At 41.7% G+C, this 18,793-nt stretch carries 14 protein-coding genes and 1 pseudogene; 7 read left to right on the top strand and 8 right to left on the bottom strand.

Annotation, left to right across the window (positions count from 1 at the left end):
• Positions 1 to 57 precede the first annotated feature (57 nt).
• The 4 genes from J4N45_RS13305 to J4N45_RS13290 are packed head-to-tail and all read left to right on the top strand — an operon-like array spanning position 58 to position 6,257.
• The gene (locus J4N45_RS13305; RefSeq protein ID WP_252011790.1) at positions 58 to 1,017 is read left to right on the top strand and encodes a DUF4007 family protein; all 960 of its coding nucleotides are present in this window, start codon (positions 58 to 60) and stop codon (positions 1,015 to 1,017) included.
• 3 nt (positions 1,018 to 1,020) lie between these two features.
• Positions 1,021 to 4,377, top strand: a complete 3,357-nt coding sequence (locus J4N45_RS13300; RefSeq protein ID WP_252011787.1) for a hypothetical protein — start codon at positions 1,021 to 1,023, stop codon at positions 4,375 to 4,377.
• Between the two features lie 17 nt (positions 4,378 to 4,394).
• Positions 4,395 to 5,294, top strand: coding sequence for a phosphoadenosine phosphosulfate reductase family protein (locus tag J4N45_RS13295; protein ID WP_252011785.1), 900 nt, complete (start codon positions 4,395 to 4,397; stop codon positions 5,292 to 5,294).
• 9 nt (positions 5,295 to 5,303) lie between these two features.
• Positions 5,304 to 6,257, top strand: a complete 954-nt coding sequence (locus J4N45_RS13290; RefSeq protein WP_252011783.1) for a hypothetical protein — start codon at positions 5,304 to 5,306, stop codon at positions 6,255 to 6,257.
• Positions 6,258 to 6,320: 63 nt separating this feature from the next.
• Here the strand turns inward: J4N45_RS13290 and J4N45_RS13285 are convergent, their stop codons facing one another.
• Complete coding sequence (locus J4N45_RS13285; protein ID WP_252011781.1) at positions 6,321 to 7,061, bottom strand: YrhK family protein; 741 nt, start codon at positions 7,059 to 7,061, stop codon at positions 6,321 to 6,323.
• Between the two features lie 256 nt (positions 7,062 to 7,317).
• Between J4N45_RS13285 and J4N45_RS13280 the strand changes: the two genes are divergently transcribed.
• Positions 7,318 to 8,997, top strand: a complete 1,680-nt coding sequence (locus J4N45_RS13280) for an RluA family pseudouridine synthase (protein ID WP_252011779.1) — start codon at positions 7,318 to 7,320, stop codon at positions 8,995 to 8,997.
• A gap of 270 nt (positions 8,998 to 9,267) precedes the next feature.
• Here J4N45_RS13280 and J4N45_RS13275 read toward each other — a convergent pair.
• The 6 genes and pseudogenes from J4N45_RS13275 to J4N45_RS13250 form a co-directional block, all read right to left on the bottom strand.
• Positions 9,268 to 10,443 (bottom strand): annotated as a pseudogene (locus J4N45_RS13275) (IS3 family transposase).
• A gap of 54 nt (positions 10,444 to 10,497) precedes the next feature.
• Positions 10,498 to 10,947, bottom strand: coding sequence for an aminotransferase class V-fold PLP-dependent enzyme (locus J4N45_RS13270; RefSeq protein WP_252011776.1), 450 nt, complete (start codon positions 10,945 to 10,947; stop codon positions 10,498 to 10,500).
• A gap of 7 nt (positions 10,948 to 10,954) precedes the next feature.
• On the bottom strand, positions 10,955 to 11,875 hold the full coding sequence (locus tag J4N45_RS13265; RefSeq protein ID WP_252011774.1) for a phospholipase D-like domain-containing protein: 921 nt from the start codon (positions 11,873 to 11,875) through the stop codon (positions 10,955 to 10,957).
• Entirely contained in the window at positions 11,865 to 13,667 is a 1,803-nt protein-coding gene (locus tag J4N45_RS13260) for an ATP-binding protein (protein ID WP_252011772.1), read from the bottom strand. Before J4N45_RS13260 ends, J4N45_RS13265 begins: the two co-directional genes overlap by 11 nt.
• Before the next feature lie 4 nt (positions 13,668 to 13,671).
• The gene (locus tag J4N45_RS13255) at positions 13,672 to 15,300 is read right to left on the bottom strand and encodes a DEAD/DEAH box helicase (RefSeq protein WP_252011770.1); all 1,629 of its coding nucleotides are present in this window, start codon (positions 15,298 to 15,300) and stop codon (positions 13,672 to 13,674) included.
• Between the two features lie 242 nt (positions 15,301 to 15,542).
• Positions 15,543 to 16,702 (bottom strand): IS3 family transposase gene (locus tag J4N45_RS13250; protein WP_252011768.1). Its coding sequence is split into 2 segments (ribosomal slippage): positions 15,543 to 16,435 and positions 16,435 to 16,702, totalling 1,161 coding nucleotides; the frame shifts between segments, so codons are not numbered across the junction.
• A gap of 156 nt (positions 16,703 to 16,858) precedes the next feature.
• Here J4N45_RS13250 and J4N45_RS13245 point away from each other — a divergent pair.
• Both J4N45_RS13245 and J4N45_RS13240 read left to right on the top strand, forming a co-directional pair.
• A complete protein-coding gene (locus tag J4N45_RS13245) occupies positions 16,859 to 17,710 on the top strand; it encodes a hypothetical protein (RefSeq protein WP_252011766.1) in 852 nt (283 codons plus the stop codon).
• The gene (locus J4N45_RS13240; protein ID WP_252011764.1) at positions 17,700 to 18,437 is read left to right on the top strand and encodes a hypothetical protein; all 738 of its coding nucleotides are present in this window, start codon (positions 17,700 to 17,702) and stop codon (positions 18,435 to 18,437) included. Before J4N45_RS13245 ends, J4N45_RS13240 begins: the two co-directional genes overlap by 11 nt.
• Before the next feature lie 84 nt (positions 18,438 to 18,521).
• Here the strand turns inward: J4N45_RS13240 and J4N45_RS13235 are convergent, their stop codons facing one another.
• Complete coding sequence (locus tag J4N45_RS13235) at positions 18,522 to 18,761, bottom strand: hypothetical protein (RefSeq protein WP_252011762.1); 240 nt, start codon at positions 18,759 to 18,761, stop codon at positions 18,522 to 18,524.
• Positions 18,762 to 18,793: the final 32 nt, after the last annotated feature.

Genomic DNA, 18,793 nt, shown 5'->3' with positions numbered 1-18,793 from the left:
ATACACTCTCAGTTCTGTTTGGATAAAATCTCCAATTACAAATGCAAGGTAAACACATTGAGTATTGAATCTAGCACCCTCAAGTTCTCGGGGCATCAAACCTTCCCTATCCGGTACGGCTGGATTTACAAGATAATTCAAGAAGTTATTCAAGGCAATTCTCTGTCTAGTAAAGAAAACATCGAAGATCAGATGACATCTATGGGTATGGGTAAGAACATGGTGCTATCCGTAAGACACTGGATACGCGCACTTAATCTCGTTGAATGTACTGACAAAAAGAAGCAGACCTACGAACTAACTAAGCTCGCAGAAAAACTCTTTATCGGGAAAGATGCCTTAGATGAATACTTGGATAACATTGGCACTGTGTGGTTACTTCACTGGTTAATGCAATCAATAGATACTCAAAAAGCAGAACTTAATACTGCGCGTTGGTTCTTCAATTACTTCAATGGCGTCAGGATCGATAAGCTTCAACTGGCGAAGGATATTCAATTGTCATTAGAGAATCATGAGAAAGATCTAACGGACGCTACGCTGAAGAAAGATATCGACTGTTTGTTTCAGATGTACGCCGTTAAAACATCGATTTCCGGCAAAGTAAACGAAGATAGCTTTACGTCACCTTTCACTGAGTTAGGCCTCATTACTCAAGAGTCAGCTAAAGACTACAGAGCAGAATTGTCGTTACAAAAATCCTTACCTACACCTGTGTTTGGATATGCTTTAATCGACTATATGCAACGTCACAATATCGACGCAGACGGAAATAAAATAAATAATATCAACACTCTATCTTTCGAATCACTGCTTAACGATGTGGGTTCTCCTGGACGTGTGTTCCGTTTAACAACAAGTGGCCTGAGTGAGAAGCTTGATGAACTGGAAATTCTTAGTGGCGGAAAGATTGCTTGGACGGATACGCAAGGTTTGAGGCAAGTTCAACACAGTTTTGAAGATTTACAAAATGTAGATCCTGCGATGTTCCTAGAAAACTACTATCACGGGGAATAAGACGTGACGCTTAACAAACAATACTCTATTGCAACAAGACAACAACGTTCTACACGTATTGATAGCGATCTTAGCTCGGAATTCTTTCAAGGATTAGTGTATCACGGTACAGCGCAGTCCTCACTAGAAACACTATTTCGCCAATATTCTCAAACAGGTCAACAAGCTTACACTTTGACCGGACCTTATGGATCGGGCAAGTCCACTATCGCTCTGTTGTTGACAGGCTTGTTACACGAGAATTCTGAGTTGCGTGAATCTGCATTAAATGCAATCAATGACGAAAGCAAAAAGCTACTATCGGCGAGCCTCCCATATAACAAAGGGTGGCTTCAAATCCGTGCGGTTGGTGGTGTTCACGGACCTATAGAAACATTTTGGTCCGCAACTATGGTTGCTTTATTAGAGCACCCGAGTACAACCGAGCTGCACCATAAATATCATAAAGTAAACATCAGCAGTGAGTCTCATCTTATCGAAGTATGGGAAGCCTTGTTTGAAGAAGTAGAAAATCTTGTTGATGGCGTTATTATTCTTGCAGACGAGATGGGGAAAAGCCTAGAATTCATTAATAAAAACCGAGGCGAGCTGCACCTGTTTCAAGATTTAGCTGAAGTGCTAAGCCGTATCGATACGCCCGTAATTTTCTTAGGTTTACTGCACCAAGCATTCAGTGAATATGCGAAAGACCGTGGAACAAAGCTTCAAGAAGAATGGGCAAAGATTCAGGGCCGTTATAATGATATTTTATATAACGTTTCAACAGATGAGACAGTTGCCCTGATCGGAAAGTCCATTAATCATGCTGAGTCTATCGACAATTCGGGTGACCGTATCGTTGAGCAAGTACTTGAGGCATTAGGCAACGAAGAATCAGACCGAAAGAAGCAACTAAAACAACGACTCGAGCAGTGTATACCTTTACACCCTTTGACGGCGCTAATGCTCGGCCCTATTTCGAAGCGTCGATTCAGCCAGAATGAACGTAGCACATTTAGTTTTCTAAACTCTCATGAACAGAATAGCTTCCAAATGTTCCTGAAAGAGAATGTGAATCGCGATTCCCGTTATACATTAAAGAACCTTTGGGATTACTTAGAAGTAAACCTAGAGCATGCTATCCTTGGTTCGCCTGATGGTCACGGTTGGGCAGCTGCCACGGAATCCATACGTCAAGCTACTAAAAAACAAGTACCAGAGAAGGCTATAGAAATTCTCAAAGCAATCGCGCTGATAACTTTGTTTGGTAAGCCCGCAAATCTATACGCAACTGAAGACATGTTGCTTGCAGCCTCAGGTATAAACGATAAAGAAGAGCTGGATGAATACCTTCTCGGCCTTAAAAATGCATCGTGCGTCATTTACCGCAAACATCTATCTTCATGGGTCGTTTTCGAAGGCTCAGATTTAGATATACCAAGTTTGATCGAAGAAAAAATTGAACAACAAGGCTCGAGCAAAGAAGCGATTAACCACATTGTCTTCTCGAACCAGATTATAGCAAAAGGTTACTACCATAGAGTGGGCACCTTGCGCTGGGCCGAACAATCTATTTCTCATCATTTCGACAACGACTTTGCAGAGCAGCTTATTACTCAGCGCAAAGGTGAGTTTGCAAATATGGTTTTACTACTAAACCAAACGGATGAAACAAAACTACGAGAAGTCTCTAAACAGCACCCTACCCTCATCTTGGCGAACGCAAAGAGTTCTGATGAGATTATTGCTCTTGCAAAGGAGCTTTATGCTCTAGAGCTAATAAAATCAGACAAAGAGATAGGTGCTACGTTGCAACACGATAATGTTGCTCAAAAGGAGTATAGCGGCCGACTAACGAACGCTGAAATTGCCTTAAATGGCGCGATCGCTGAAGCATTTAGTAATGCTGATTGGTATTGCCTCGGTCAAAAAAGTAAAGCTAATACACTGAGTGCAATAGTAAGCGATACAGCCGATAAGGTGTTTAATGCAACACCAGTAGTAATGAACGAACTTGTAAACCGCAATAAGCTATCAGGGACTGCTGTTTCTGCCCTGAAGAAATTGCTGGAAGCAATGTTAGACCAGGAAGACGAAGAAAACCTTGGTATTACTGGTCACCCACCTGAAATGTCAATGTACATTAGTTGTCTAAAGAACACAGCGATACATACGCCTGAAGCAGAAAATGATCGCCACTGGCATCACGATGCAAACATTGATCCGAAGTTAAAAGCTCTATTTGATGCTGCAAGCAATTACTTAGTAGACAATGCTGGACGCAATGTTCGCTTGTCAGAAATAGTGGCTCTATGGAACAAAGCCCCTTATGGTATTACACAGGGTGTTACACCGATCTTCTTACTGGCATTCTTGAAGTCTCTAGGTCATAACATTGCTTTTTATGAAAAAGACCTTGGCGGTGAATATGCATTTATTGCAGAACCTGATGTTGATTACGTACACAAGCTAATTAAGTCCCCGCAAGATCTTGCAGTTAAGTACATTGTTTTAGATAAGAAAGAACAAGATTGGCTGCACTTTTTAGCGTCATTTACCGCAGCTCAAACCAATAGGAACGTAACAAACAATATTCTGTCTGTTGCTAGCCCACTTGTTACAACAATGCATAACCTACCGAACTGGGTCAAAAATGCACATAACTTTGACGCAGACCTAAATGAGAACAAGAAAATCATTGCTGTTCGAGATCTGTTCCTACAAGCTAATGACCCACACGCTTTGTTGATCGTGGATCTACCTAAGTACCTAGATCCTGAGGGTGAATACACTTTCACACAGAAAATTGATGTGTTGGAACGTCACTTCAAGGTACTTCGGAGCAAGCATGAATTAATGCTTAAGAGTATAAAACAAAAGGTGAAATCGCTCTTCCCTGAAAGCGGTGAAGAACTTACATCAATGTGTCAACTTGTAGAACACAAGGCAGGAGACATTCGCTTAAAAGCGTTTGCCCGTGAGCTCGGGAAAAGTGAAGACGGTCTACTTGAGTGGTTGGAAAGCATGATCCAGATCGTTGTCGGCCGTGGAAAACAAAGCTGGAATGAAGGCTTACTACTTACCGCTTCAACAAAGATCAGTGAATTTGCTCAAGACTTCTTAAGCGTCGTAAAATCATCAGATACTACTCAGAACAAGCATGTTGCTGACGTTAAGACTAAATTAGTCTCCTTAGTGTTAGAAGATAACGACGGTCAACTGAAGTCATATAAAAAAGAAGTCCGTATTATAAAACAGGACAAAGCAGATAAAAAAGTTAAAGATGTGGAGCGCACTCTAACAGAGTTAGAAATGGATGAGTTCGAGCGCATACATGTATTACAGACACTATTGAAACAAGCACTGGAAGCTCAAGGTTAAGTGAATAGGTATTAATCATGAGTCAAACACGAAAAGTTAAACACGTTCTGGGGTTATCTGGTGGTAAGGACAGCGCTGCCCTTGCCGTTTACATGGCAAGAAACTACCCTGAAATAGATATCGACTATTTTTTTACTGACACAGGTAAAGAGCTACCAGAAGTCTATGAGTATTTGGAACAGCTAGAAATTGTATTGGGTAAACCAATTCTTCATATTAATGACAAAAAAGGTTTTGATTACTGGCTAGAGCAGCACAATAACTTTCTGCCAGCAGGACAGCAACGTTGGTGCACTATTCGAATGAAATTGGAACCATTCGAAAAATGGATCAAGCCTTACTTAGATGAAGGATATGAAGTTGTTTCGTATGTAGGTATTCGTGCAGATGAGCCTTGGCGTGATGGCTATCGACCAAATGAAAGTCAAAAATACCTCAAGATTAAGATGCCATTTGCTGATGATGGCATTAAGAAACAAGGTGTTCTCGATATTCTTGATAGCGCGGGCCTTGGTTTGCCAAAGTATTATGAGTGGCGTTCTCGCTCAGGATGCACCTTTTGCTTTTTCCAACGCAAGATAGAATGGGTTCGCTTGATGGAGCGACACCCAGAAGCCTTTGCGGAAGCAAAGTCTTATGAAAAGCGAGCAGAGACTAGTGCAAACGGTGAAACATTCTTCTGGATGGGGCCAAATGAGCCACTAGAGTCTCTAGAAAACCCTGAACGTATTGCTCAGATTAAAGCAAATCACGAAAAGGTTCAGAAACGTTTCGAGAAGAAAAAAGCACGCGAGCGTAAGCGTCGCTTAGGTATGCACGCTATGGTCGATGAAAGCATGCTAATCGATACCCTAGACATGGATGCGATGTACGACCTAGATGAAGGTGGTGGTGCATGTGTAACTTGTTATAAATAAGGGGCTTCAATGTCATCAAACTCATATTTGCAGATGGATGTACCCTTCAACTCAAGGTACATATGTTGGTTTTGTGGCGAACCCTCAATTGGTTACGTTGATTTCCCACAGTCAGCGGAATCTGTTAGTAAACTAGAGCACTCACCAATCGCTATTCCAATGTGCGATGAGTGCTCCAAAGTGAATTATCATAGTGACGTTCATTCTATATGGGCTTTACGCGATCTAGTTAAACATTCGCTGATAACGAAATATGCTAAACATCTGGGCATCGGTGAAAACTGGATAGAGCAAGAACTCAAGGAATCTGAATTTTCAGGTTCCGTTCTTGGTGGATTCGGACAAAGCGCTTGGGAAATGTATGAGATTGCAAAAAGCCGGGTAGCATTCAAAGGCTGGAATGTTTCAATCGATGAAGTACCGTTTGAGGGTTATGATGATACTTCAGGCTTTAGTTATGATGGCGTTCGCTTCCTATCGCTAAATACTTGCATCGATTACTATGTCAAAGCCACTAGCATTGACCGTGAACTAATGGTTCGTTTAATAGATATTCTAACAACTGAGCGCTTCGGGTATGCACTTCGAATTGCACTACTAAACAAAAATATCTCACACTTAGAGCGAGATGAAATTCTAAATGAAATCTCAACTCAAGAATATGAACAGAAAGAAGTTGAATATTTAACGGCTGAAGCCTCATCCAATACATCTTCTCTAGAGGATGTAGCTATTTCTGGCACAATCGCTCCCGCTTTCGCTATTCAGTGGGCAATAAGCAAGAAGATCAAAGATCTTGATGACTTGTGTTCGTTTGAAGATAATTACTTTGATGATTTCGAACACCTTGGAGGTCCGGCTGCATTCTCCTCTTATAACGGCTTGCAGCTTTACCTTGAGGCTCGAGAAGATCCTAATTGGATTGCATCCAATGATCCTAACAAAGCTGCATGGTCAGACTAATGAATGAGCACTTCGATTTTCTATATACAAAACGCGACAATCAACCCTGAGATTGTCGTGCAATTAGAAACTAAGCGGTTGAAGTAATGAAGTCTTGTATTCAGCATCTAGGTTTCTTTGAATGTAATGATAAGCCCGCCAATAATTAAAAATCCCCCCAAGAAAGAACAGAAAGCTCCCAACCAGAAACTGCCAAGTCAGATAATTAGCAAGCTGAATCGACGAGTCAGGCACTCCGCCTTCCCAAAGCCCTGGAAATGAACCAACAGCAAATAGCACACTGCCCACTATAAACGTCACCGCTGTCAAGTTGGTAAGCAGCCCCTCAGTACCACCAGCACTACTGGTATCAGCAACGATGTTGACGCTGGCACCGATAACAAAAAGCGTACTGCCAATAATGAACATTAATGCGCTGAGTGCAGAGTAGCTATCATCGATAAACAAAAACACTCGACCTGCGACAAACATCAACGTGCCAAACAAGTAGATGTAGGAGGCGGTGTATTCCAGCTGTTTTCTCGATACGTCAGAGGATATTTTGCGCCAATAACGGTGGACGTCATAAAGGTCGTGGACATTAACGATCAGGTAACAGAGCGAACCGGCAAAGAAGATCCATTGTCCGAGCATCGAGTAGCTTTGAAAGCTTGGGAACAGTAATACGCTACCAGCTAGGAAGAATAATCCACCAAACTTGTAAAAGACTGCATTCAGCGTTTCCCATTTAAACTGGGTTTTAGCGCTAGCGTCGTTATCCGTCAGATGATGAATTCGTTTGCGGTTGGTGAAAAGGTGCGCCATGTCGTTAGCCAAGTGGTGAGTGTCATACTAATAAGAAGGGTATCACGGCGCTGCATTTCAACTTTATCGGGTTTGTATGATCACTTCCTCAGTTGTGAGGACACGTATAGCGCCAGCTTCGGCTAGTCCTGCCTGCAAGTGAAGGCTTATTCGACTTAAACAAAGAGTGTCTAAACCCGACACGACTACCAATGGAAATTCCCCCCAAACAAGGTACAATCCGTGCTCAATTTTCTATGACCCTACGGCCTTTAATATGCACTCACCCCAACACTGCTTTAACCAATTTGATGTTGCTATCGAAGGCTACGAGTTACCTGAACAATTTACGTTTCCGTTCTACTACACTCCGCACCCACTGTGTGTACTAGCAGCAAACCAGCTCCAGCAGTATCTGCAATCACAAACCGACTTCACTCATGATTTTGGAATAGACGATGAAAGCCAAGGTCGAGGAAAGATGTTCGGTGTTTTATTGGTGCAAAACCCGCAAGGCGAAATCGGATTTTTGAGTGCCTTTTCCGGCAAGATTGCAGACCAGAATCTCTTACCTGGATTTGTGCCACCTGTTTTCGACATGCTCACCGAAGACGGTTTTTTCCGAGAAGAAACTAACGCCATCACCAAAGCACTTGCGAACTACAAAACCTTTGCTAACGCGCCAGAAATCGCAATTCTCAAAGAGCAAATCGCTACCGAGCGCGCAGCTTACCAACAAGAAGAGCAAGCACATCGCGAGATCATGATTCAAGGTCGTGCGATTCGTAAGCAACAGCGAAAAGAAGCGCAGCAAACTCTAAGTGGCGAAGAGCTTCAGACCTTGTTAGAAGAACTTGGCAAGCAAAGCGTCGCAGAAAAAAACACGCTCAAATACCTAAAGCTTAAATGGGAAGATAAACTCGCCGTAAAAGAGCAACGACTAGAAGAGCTTGAGACTAATCTTGCGCAGCTTAGAGAGCACCATAGAGTGCTATCAAACGCTCTACAACACAAACTTCACAAGCAGTATCGCTTTTTAAATCAACATGGCGAGACGCGCGACTTGGTTGATATCTTCGCAGCAACCACAACCCCGATTCCACCAGCCGGTGCAGGCGAATGTGCGGCGCCAAAACTGCTTCAGTATGCCTACAAGCACGGTTTTAGGCCCTTGGCTCTGGCGGAGTTTTGGTGGGGCGCATCGCCAAAGTCAGAGATCCGAAAACACAGCAGTTTTTACCCATCATGCAATAACAAGTGCCAACCTATCTTAGGGCACATGTTGCAAGGTCTAAACGTCGAGCCTAACCCACTTGAACAGAACTGGGCAGAAGACAAAGAACTGGAAATTGTGTTCCAAGATGAAGCTATGGTGGTCATCAATAAACCATCTGGCCTACTTTCAGTGCCAGGCAAGACCATTAAAGACTCAGCCAATACGCGTTTACAAGCTCTATTCCCCGATGTTGAAGGTCCATATGTCATTCACCGCCTAGACATGGCCACATCCGGCTTACTCGTATTCGCCTTAACCAAACGCGCCAACAAGAGCCTGCAAAAGCAGTTCATTACCCGTGGTGTCCAAAAGCGCTATGTCGCAATGTTAGAAGGTGAACTGACTCAGACTGAAGGTGATATTTCACTCCCAATGCGAGGCGATCCTGATGATCGCCCAAGACAACTGGTCTGTTACCAACATGGCAAGCCAGCAGAGACCCATTGGGAGTTGATTGAAGTGCGTGATGGCCGAAGCAAGGTGTACATGTACCCGCGAACAGGTCGAACTCATCAACTACGCGTTCACAGTGCTCATCATCTTGGCTTGAATATGCCAATGGTTGGCGACACGCTTTATGGAGAGAAGGCTGGCCGTTTGCATTTGCATGCTGAGAGATTGGAGCTTGACCATCCTTATACTAAAGAGCGATTGGTGTTTCAGGTTGATAGTGAGTTTTAAGGTGGGTTAGCTATTCTGCCCTAACGATGTGCCTTACATCTTTAGGGCAGCCATTTTGAAGTAAAGACTATACAACGAAAAAGCCCCAGCATTTCTGCTAGGGCTTAAAATTTGGCGGTGAGTGAGATAGCTGTAAAGCCGTTGTAAACCACTAATTTTAAAAAAGAATAATTAACATTAAACTACCGGTATTGCTCTTAGTATTACTTCATTAGTAACAAGCTAATAGTTATTAATTTTTCATTTCAACAAACAACGTATTTGTAGTGTTCAACAAATGCCGGACACTAATTTAAGCCGATTTTCGGCAGTAACTGGCGATAGCCCATCATTTGCTTGATGAGGCCGTTGCCCATTGTAGTAATCCATCAAGTAATAGCTGATATCCCTCTTTGCTTGATTTTGGGTCAGGTATCCCGTTGCTGGTATCCACTCGGTTTTTAGGCTTCTAAATAACCTCTCCATAGGAGCATTGTCCCAGCAGTTACCTCGGCGACTCATGCTCTGAGTGAAGCGATACCGCCAAAGCCTTTGACGGTATTTTAGGCTGCTGTATTGGCTTCCTTGGTCTGAGTGGAACATCACGTCGCTAGGTCGGTCTCGTTGTTCCCAAGCCATATCCAAGGCTTTGCAGGTCAACTCTGCATTGGGTTTGTCTGATAGCGCCCAACCCACGACTCGACGACTCGACGACTCGACGACTAAACAAGTCGAGTACAACCGCTAGATAACTCCACTTTGAACCGGACCAGATGTAAGTAATATCGCCACGCCAAACTTCATTTGGAGTGGAAACAGAAAACTTACGCTTCAACCTATCAGGGATATCTGGTCGCTCTAGCATAGCCTGCTTAAAGCGATGCGAACCTGGTTGTTTGCTTACCAGCTTGGCTTCGTGCATAAGCTTGCGTACTTTGAAGCGTCCGACATCGAAGCCTTCAGACTGCAGCATAGAAGCAAAAGTTCTACTACCAGCAGCGCCACGACTCATGTTAAAAAGCTGCTTAACTCGGCGGACCAACCGAATGCGATTGGCATCCGGCTTTCGTTGTTTAAACTCGTAGTGGCAGGAAGACGAGACATCGAACAGCTCACAAAGAACTTTGACCGGTTTTTGCTCCCTCAACTGGTCGATTAGCGAGAACGTTCGAGTTCGTCCGACATTAAGAGAGCTGTAGCTTTTTTTAGTATGGATTTTTCTCTTTCTGAGCGATTAATCCTAGCTTCTAGCTCCTGGATCTTCTGTTGATCTGGCGTTAGAGCTTTAACCGTTGGAGTTTCTCCGCCACGCTCAATCTTTAGTTGATCGACCCAGCGTCGTAAGGCCGTATCACCGATATCTAGAGAACATGCCGCTTCAGATATCGAGTAACCTTGATCAAGAACCAAGCTTGCGGCATCTACTTTGAACTCTGAAGAAAATGTACGTCGTTGTCGTTTTGTCATTGAACACCTTATTTGTGGTGGAGACTTTACCACCTAATTTGGTGTCCGGGATCATTAAACCACTACAACATGATGAATCGAAATGAGTAATGTATTGTCTCTTATCGCTGACTCAACGAAACTAGCCTCTATAATACCGCTAGAGTTGGACGCTAGATAAGTCACCTCGAAGCCAATCGCCTCCAGAAAAGCACAAGTGTTTAAGATGCACTTGTGTTCAATTGCTGAAGTGATGATATGGCCTTTGTCTGCTAAGTGTTGAAATACAATTCCCTTCATGGCTAGGTTATTAGCCTCGCTTGCACCACTAGTAAAAATTATTTCACTTGGCATCGAACCGATTTTGTCAGCAATAATTTCTCGCACCTGCTCTATTGCCTTGGCAGCTTTCTCTGCTTCATGATGAGCGGCAGATGGGTTTGCAAAGCTCTCGCTTTGCCAGTTGCATAGCCTCCAGTACGGCATCAGAGACTGGAGTGGATGCAGCATAATCGAAGTATTCATTCATTGTTTAAACATCTTTTAATCGTATGACCTGGGACCGAGCCCCAGGTTTGACAATTTCAAAAGTATCAGAAGCAAACAATTCGAGAAAGAGCAGTAAGTTAACTTGTATATCTTTTACTTGCTTACGATACGGTGAAGGATCATCTGCTATTGCATTATGAAGAAGCTTTGCTAGTTCACCAAAGCGAACCTCTCCCCTAAACTCAGAAAAAACGACATTGTATAGCCATTTATAACACTTAGAACGTTTAAATGCAGCTGAACCAGACGATGGGGATAGTGTCATAGCTTTGTATACCAGTGCGAAATCTGAGTCTGGATTAGTTTCATAACTTTCACACGTTTCATAGGGGGGACTGAGAGGAAGATCGACCACAAACAATTCGGTGTATTTCACATCGAACTCCCAATCTGGTATGTCCTCTCCCTCATTACTCTCAATCAAATGCTCATCAAGAATCTTATTCATTCTTTTAATGAGGTCTGAATCAATAACTAATGAATCACGGAAAAACTTATCGATAAATGCTTGATTTTGAGGAGTGCATGGAAGTTCTACAGCAACTTCAGAGTTTGGTGTTGAGCATAACCCAAATCCTTTCGACGTTAAGTTAGCACTTCCTGAAAAAATTGTAGTTCTATCCAACTCATAAACTTTAGCATGCAAGTTTTCCAACATAAAAACTTCATAACCATGTTGAATAGCCATCTCTATGGCTTGCACATTACTGGCACCAGATAAAAAGTCTCGAGGAGCAAACCTACCTATAATTTTTACATTTGAATGTTGTACATTGTCATTCAGCCACTTGATTGCTGGCGAAGTTACGTATGCTGAGACAATTCGTATTTGTTCTGTTTCTCTAAGAAGAGCTGACATCTTTTTTGCCAACTCTTCTCCACTAAAAAGCTGATTATAACTCAAGGAAACTCATGTCCTCTTCAACGGGGCCATCAATAAATTCAGTAACGACTTTACCCCAAGCACGACGAATGTTGTTTAAGAATTGCAAACGTCCTTCTGAATGGCCTTCTTCATTCATTACCCTCGCAAATCCAGCCATTGCTATTTCTAAAATTTGACGTTCTTGTTCAGATACCTTTGCCATGACTTCTTGGTAAAAAACATGGTTAGTGTTAAATAGTACCAGAGTAAGACCAGCTCGAGATGAAACGTCAAAAAAAGCTTCCGAATCCATAGCTTTTGAGTCAATGTGGAATCTTAGTTTCTTTTCAAAAATTTCATCAGCAACTTCTGGAGGCAATCCTATATCATCTATAACTTTTTTAACTTCATCTTTGTTTAGTGGTTCTTCATATCCTTTAGTAGAATTGCCATGTGTTTCACGATAATTTGATCCAACTGTCGCTTTTGCTGCGGGTGAATCCGTGCCGGAGTGATTGTTAGCCGACTTTCTAGGTTCAATACTAATGTTCTTTAAAGCCGCCTCTAGCGCGGACACCATGTCTTTTATTCGGTCTGTTACATGGAAAACAATGGCTAAAGAATCTTCGTTTTCTTCTAGGTCGCGCATATAGTCTGAAAGCAACGGAAAGCCCAATTCATCTGCCATTTTTTCTTTATCATAGGGAATTAAGTTAATTGCATCTTGTTTGTTATTTGTAACACCAAATAGTTCATCAAGACTTGGTGGAAAGCTAACCTCCACGCCCATAAATCGTCCCTTTGACTCTCTTAAACTCTGTGTAAGAAAGCTATCCCTAAGTACCAATTCACGTTTAGCTCTTACGATTGATACCCCAGTGTTTTTCTGGCAATCTTTGCCCCATACAGTCGAACCTAGCCTAGTTGTACTTTCCAATAAAATAGCATTTGATATAGATTTCTTAACAATGGAACCACGAATTAAAACTGTTCCTTTAATTGACTCCCCCTCGTTATTTACGTACTCGATATCAATAGTATCCTCATCAAATAGCTCAAAAAATGCCTCATCTACATACTCACCCGGCAGTGTCGGCAAAGATGTGTTTTTTAACAAATACATCGGGTCATTGGCTTGAAAATCTTTTTTATCCACCTGAGTAAAGGCATTTGAGCCATGGGGTTGGTATGTCCGACTCTCTATTTTGATTTCCTCAGTATGAATGAAATTTCGATACATACGCCCAACAATTTTATCGCAATGAGTAAATATAGATTTCCCAGTTTTCCAATTCAAGCGGTCAAGTTTGCTCCATAAAATAAATGTTCCGGAAGCTGGAAAAGAACTAAAATGAGACTTTTTATACTTTTCTGGTATATCTTGAACCTCTGGCTCTGGAACTTCTTCAAGCTCACCATTAGCCATTTGATCAACGTCTAGGTATGTGTGGTAAGGCGTTTCACCGTTCTGCCATGACCAAATATCAACACGTTTGCACTGAGAAATAGAACTATTTGGTAGGCCCATACCAAACTTGCCCATCCCATCTAAATCATGCCTATGTTCACCACCACCGAATTGCATTGCTGTTCGGAGTGTTTCTGGTGACATCCCAACTCCGTTATCCCATAGGGATATTTCTGAAACTACGAAGTTTTTTCTTTTGCCATTTTTAGCTTGCTCTTCAATGAATCCTAGCTCAACACGAGTAGCTTTAGCCTGAAGACTATTATCAATTAACTCTGCTAGTGCATAAGCCGTATTAGTGTAACCATTATCCCTTAGGGAAGTTATAACAGTTTGAGCGTGTAAAAATCTATTTGATAACATATTATTAACCAACCTCTGCCCACATTTGATCCCAGTGTTCAAATGCTAAATTTATACTTTGAAATTCAGGGATATCATCATGTACGTTATAAATCCAACATTCTTTATTCCCTCCGCTTTTTGTACCTCTCATTGCCCGCCCTGCCATTTGAAGATATTCCACTAATGAATTGGTTGGCTTAGCAATGACAGTTACGCTTGTTTGAGGTGCATCAAAACCAGCAGTTAGCACGTTAAAGTTGGTTAGTACCTGGATATCTCCTTTCTTATATTGAGATATTTTAAATCGTCTGGATTCACTAGTATCTAGTTTGCTGTCAATTGAAGCGCTTGTAATTCCGAGACAGTTCAATGCTGTAGATAAATGCTGAGCATGTGAGACCGAACAAGCAAAAACAATCACTTGCTTACCCGAATCAGCTTCTTTTTTAATAGTTTCTAAGAGAACTTTGTTACGAGACTGGTTATCTGCAAGAGCCTGAAAAGTGCTCCTCGCCCCCTCTCCTTGCAGATTATAGCCAGTTACTTTTGAATGTAAGTAATTCAATGATACAAAATTAGCTTTTGCTAGATAGCCATTGCTAACTAGATAATCAATAGGAGAAACAAACCCAGATACAGCCATCGATATCTTATTAAAATGAAAGAACTTAGCTAACTTATAGTTTTCACTTTCAATAGACTCGCACCCAAACGTACGTCCGGGTGTCGCGGTCAGCCCAATCAACCTTGCATTAAACTTATCACTCTCAACAAAATCCTCAGTAACTGCTTGATAAGTATTTGCAATCGCTTTATGAGCTTCGTCAAAAATAACTAATGTCACCTTTTTTCGTAATTCTTCATAGAGCAGTTGCAGTTTACGCGAGTCCTTATCTCTAATCGAATTTAAAGTATGGAGACCCGCAACGATGAACCCACTATCAATACCGCCTAAGCTCTCACTGCTGGAAGAATAAAAACCATACACAGTAGTATCTCTAACACCACAAAGCCTCCAGGCGTTACCAAACTCATCAAATGCTTGTTGACACAGTTCTTCACGGTCTGCTAGCCACAGTACAAGATTGTTTGGAGAACATCTAAGATGCTCTACTGCTATATTCATAGCTGTTCGAGTTTTCCCAGCCCCTGTAGGTAGATGAATTAATAGACGTTTTTCCGTTTTAAGTTGGGACAACGCTTTATCAGAGATTTTTTTCTGATAAGGGTACATTTTATACTTTGGACTGATTCGACATATACTGCGAACTTTGGTATTCGTCGATTGCATTGCAATCAATTCATCTAATATCCCTAGTTTCTCAGCAAAAAGTAATTGGTTTTCGGGAGTATTTGTCCATTCTATGGCATGCTTATAGTGTTCACTACCTATTTCCCTCTTAGGATTGTCATAACTAGGAAAAATCTTCTTTAACATCTTGGGGGATAGAGTGTTTATCAACTCTTCACGCATTACCTTTTCAGTTACGAAGCGACTAGCACTTGACAGAGCAACTGCATTCACTATCTTATCTCTTAAAAAAGTCTCAGAATCTATCAGACCATCGACAAACTCTGCAGATCCAGGTGGAAGCATTGAGATTAATTGCTCTTCTGACATCTCTTTCAAACATTCAACTAATAATTCCATTTCAAACTAATTCCGCCTAGTTAGTGTTTCGATTTACATAAAGACTACAGTTACATGGCTAATTATCAATTGATTAGTGGCTTAGTTTATTGATGTAGCTCACTATTCGGTAACACATACGAACAGATTGACACTCACGCCCCCTAGACCTTGACTAGATACCCTATAGAATAGCCGTTTGGATAAAATCTCAGATTTAGCAAACAAGGTAACTACATTGAGCATTGAATCGAGTGTAGTGGTCAACAAATGCCGGACACTAATTTAAGCCGATTTTCGGCAGTAACTGGCGATAGCCCATCATTTGCTTGATGAGGCCGTTGCCTATTGTAGTAATCCATCAAGTAATAGCTGATATCCCTCTTTGCTTGATTTTGGGTCAGGTATCCCGTTGCTGGTATCCACTCGGTTTTTAGGCTTCTAAATAACCTCTCCATAGGAGCATTGTCCCAGCAGTTACCTCGGCGACTCATGCTCTGAGTGAAGCGATACCGCCAAAGCCTTTGACGGTATTTTAGGCTGCTGTATTGGCTTCCTTGGTCTGAGTGGAACATCACGTCGCTAGGTCGGTCTTGTTGTTCCCAAGCCATATCCAAGGCTTTGCAGGTCAACTCTGCATTGGGTTTGTCTGATAGCGCCCAACCCACGACTCGACGACTAAACAAGTCGAGTACAACCGCTAGATAACTCCACTTTGAACCGGACCAGATGTAAGTAATATCGCCACGCCAAACTTCATTTGGAGTGGAAACAGAAAACTCACGCTTCAACCTATCAGGGATATCTGGTTGCTCTAGCATAGCCTGCTTAAAGCGATGCGAACCTGGTTGTTTGCTTACCAGCTTGGCTTCGTACATAAGCTTGCGTACTTTGAAGCGTCCGACATCGAAGCCTTCAGACTGCAGCATAGAAGCAAATGTTCTACTACCAGCAGCGCCACGACTCATGTTAAAAAGCTGCTTAACTCGGCGGACCAACCGAATGCGACTGGCATCCGGCTTTCGTTGTTTAAACTCGTAGTGGCAGGAAGACGAGACATCGAACAGCTCACAAAGAACTTTGACCGGTTTATGCTCCCTCAACTGGTCAATTAGCGAGAACGTTCGAGTTCGTCCGACATTAAGAGAGCTGTAGCTTTTTTTAGTATGGATTTTTCTCTTTCTGAGCGATTAATCCTAGCTTCTAGCTCCTGGATCTTGTGTTGCTCTGGCGTTAGAGCTTTAACCGTTGGAGTTTCTCCGCCACGCTCAATCTTTAGTTGATCGACCCAGCGTCGTAAGGCCGTATCACCGATATCTAGAGAACATGCCGCTTCAGATATCGAGTAACCTTGATCAAGAACCAAGCTTGCGGCATCTACTTTGAACTCTGAAGAAAATGTACGTCGTTGTCGTTTTGTCATTGAACACCTCATTTGTGGTGGAGACTTTACCACCTAATTTGGTGTCCGGGATCATTAAACCACTATAAACCGACCTTAAGCTATTGCTATAACTGCTAATTTGCGCTTTCATATCCAGACTAAAATCTATTCTATAAATAATAATTAAGGCTAGTTATGGACGTAAATTTTGACGTTTGGGTGGATAGTGGAAAGGACTTCTCTATTGATATGAACTCTGGGCTGGATACCTTCAAAGGAGCATCCGAAGTTACGAGAAAAGTTGCAGAAACATTGCTAACAAAACACGTACCCAAACAACTACACCATAGCAATAAAATTAGGACTCAACTAAGACAAAGCTTCAAGGGCTCGTTCATTCAAACATTCGCTCTGTCAATTGATGATCCAGTTCTCGAAGAAAACTACAAGAAAATAGGCAAAACCGCCTTCATCGAACTTCTAACATACTTTATGAGCGAAGCCTTATACCAAGAGAGTCCCGATTTATCAAAAAAGGCGACAAGTATACTAAAAAAGCTCGGCGATGAACTAACCGAGAAATTGGTCGAAGAGCTTCGAGTATCTGCATTAGGACATTTACATACTGTTTCTAATAACTTCAATCAAAAAGTACAACTTAGATACTATAAAAACAAAAGTAAAAAAGAAATGGTCGTTTTAGCCAAACTTGACCGTGCAACTGGTGAAGTATTAAAGCCTAAAACAGACAAATCGATCATAACGTTGGAAGCAAGTATTACGCGTCTCAACATCAACACTGGAAACGGCCGACTTCAAATTAAAGGCGAAATAGGGACTACCGCATTCGGTTTTTCCCAACCTGGACATTATCCACAGCGTGATAAGGTTCTTAAGCAAAAGTTATCTGATAACCTTCATGTAAACAACGTAATCGGCCCGGATAAAAAAAAGTGGAAAACCATTAAACTACAAGCGCACTCTCAGAGAGCTAAACATGGCCGAATAATCAAATACATAATCGAAGGGATAGCTGATGCTAAATAGGTATTCGATAGCAGCTGTAGCATTAATGCTAATTGTCATAGCATCATATGTTATTCAATTTTACTTTAATCTAGGATATGGGCTGTCAGAAAGCACAGCTGACTGGGTTAGGTTCAGTGATTTCGTAGGCGGGCTAATTGGTCCAATACTGAGTTTCATCTCTTTGATTCTATTAATACACTCATTAACTTTACAAAATGAAGCGAACATAGAGCTTCGTGCCGAGGTAAAAAGAAATCAACACAGTGAAAAGCTAAGATCCTTTGAGACATATTTTTTTAGTTTGATTGAAGCTCAGAAGTCATCATTTTCTAATTTCCATCTCAACTTCCCCCCCAATTTAGGAAACTGCTCATTACAAGGCATTAATGCTGTAAACAAGCTGGGAGAATTAATTACCGACGCAAGAAACAGTAATGGAAGCAAATCTGATATTAATGAGCTTATCGTACTAATAGATCAAGAAGAACGCATATATAACGCAGTAAGAATATTTTGCAATACTGTAAAAATGATAACAGAGAGGCTATCTGATTCAAATGGATTTAGTTTAAGCGCTAGAAAAACTCATTATCGAACGTTAGTAACGTTTACCGAATTCTACCAACTTCACCTAATCGTAATTAGCATGCAGTTTTTAGATTGCCCGCAAACTCAAGACCTAAAAAGTAATTGTGAGTTCATGAGTGTATTTGATGAAGTCGGCTTAAAAAGGGACCTGTACTAATTCGTACAACATAAACTGTGTGATTCATAGGTATCTTTTCAACTAGACTAGATCTCTATGACTCACACAGCTTAAAGCAGTATCCTACTCAAACACTACTTGCTTGGAAGCTTTTAGCTTAGAGTATGCGTTAACTTCATTATTGCCCCCGATTCCCGACGTTAGGAGTAGTTGAGCAGCAGATTCAACGTCACCCTGAGAAATTGTCACCGTTCCATCGCTAGAGTACTGAAAGCCATTTTTAACCAGAAAGTTACTAAGTTCTTGGTCACTTTCCTTGTGCTCAATATTAGCCACCTCTGTAGGGTTACTCTCTTCATCCATGATATTTACTTTAATAGAAGAATAGTCATAGT

It is taken from the genome of Vibrio sp. SCSIO 43140 (assembly GCF_023716585.1).
In the GTDB taxonomy this organism is placed as follows: Bacteria; Pseudomonadota; Gammaproteobacteria; order Enterobacterales; family Vibrionaceae; genus Vibrio; species Vibrio maritimus_B.
Note: the sequence above shows the minus strand (reverse complement) of the source record. Positions and strands in the feature narration are given on the sequence as shown.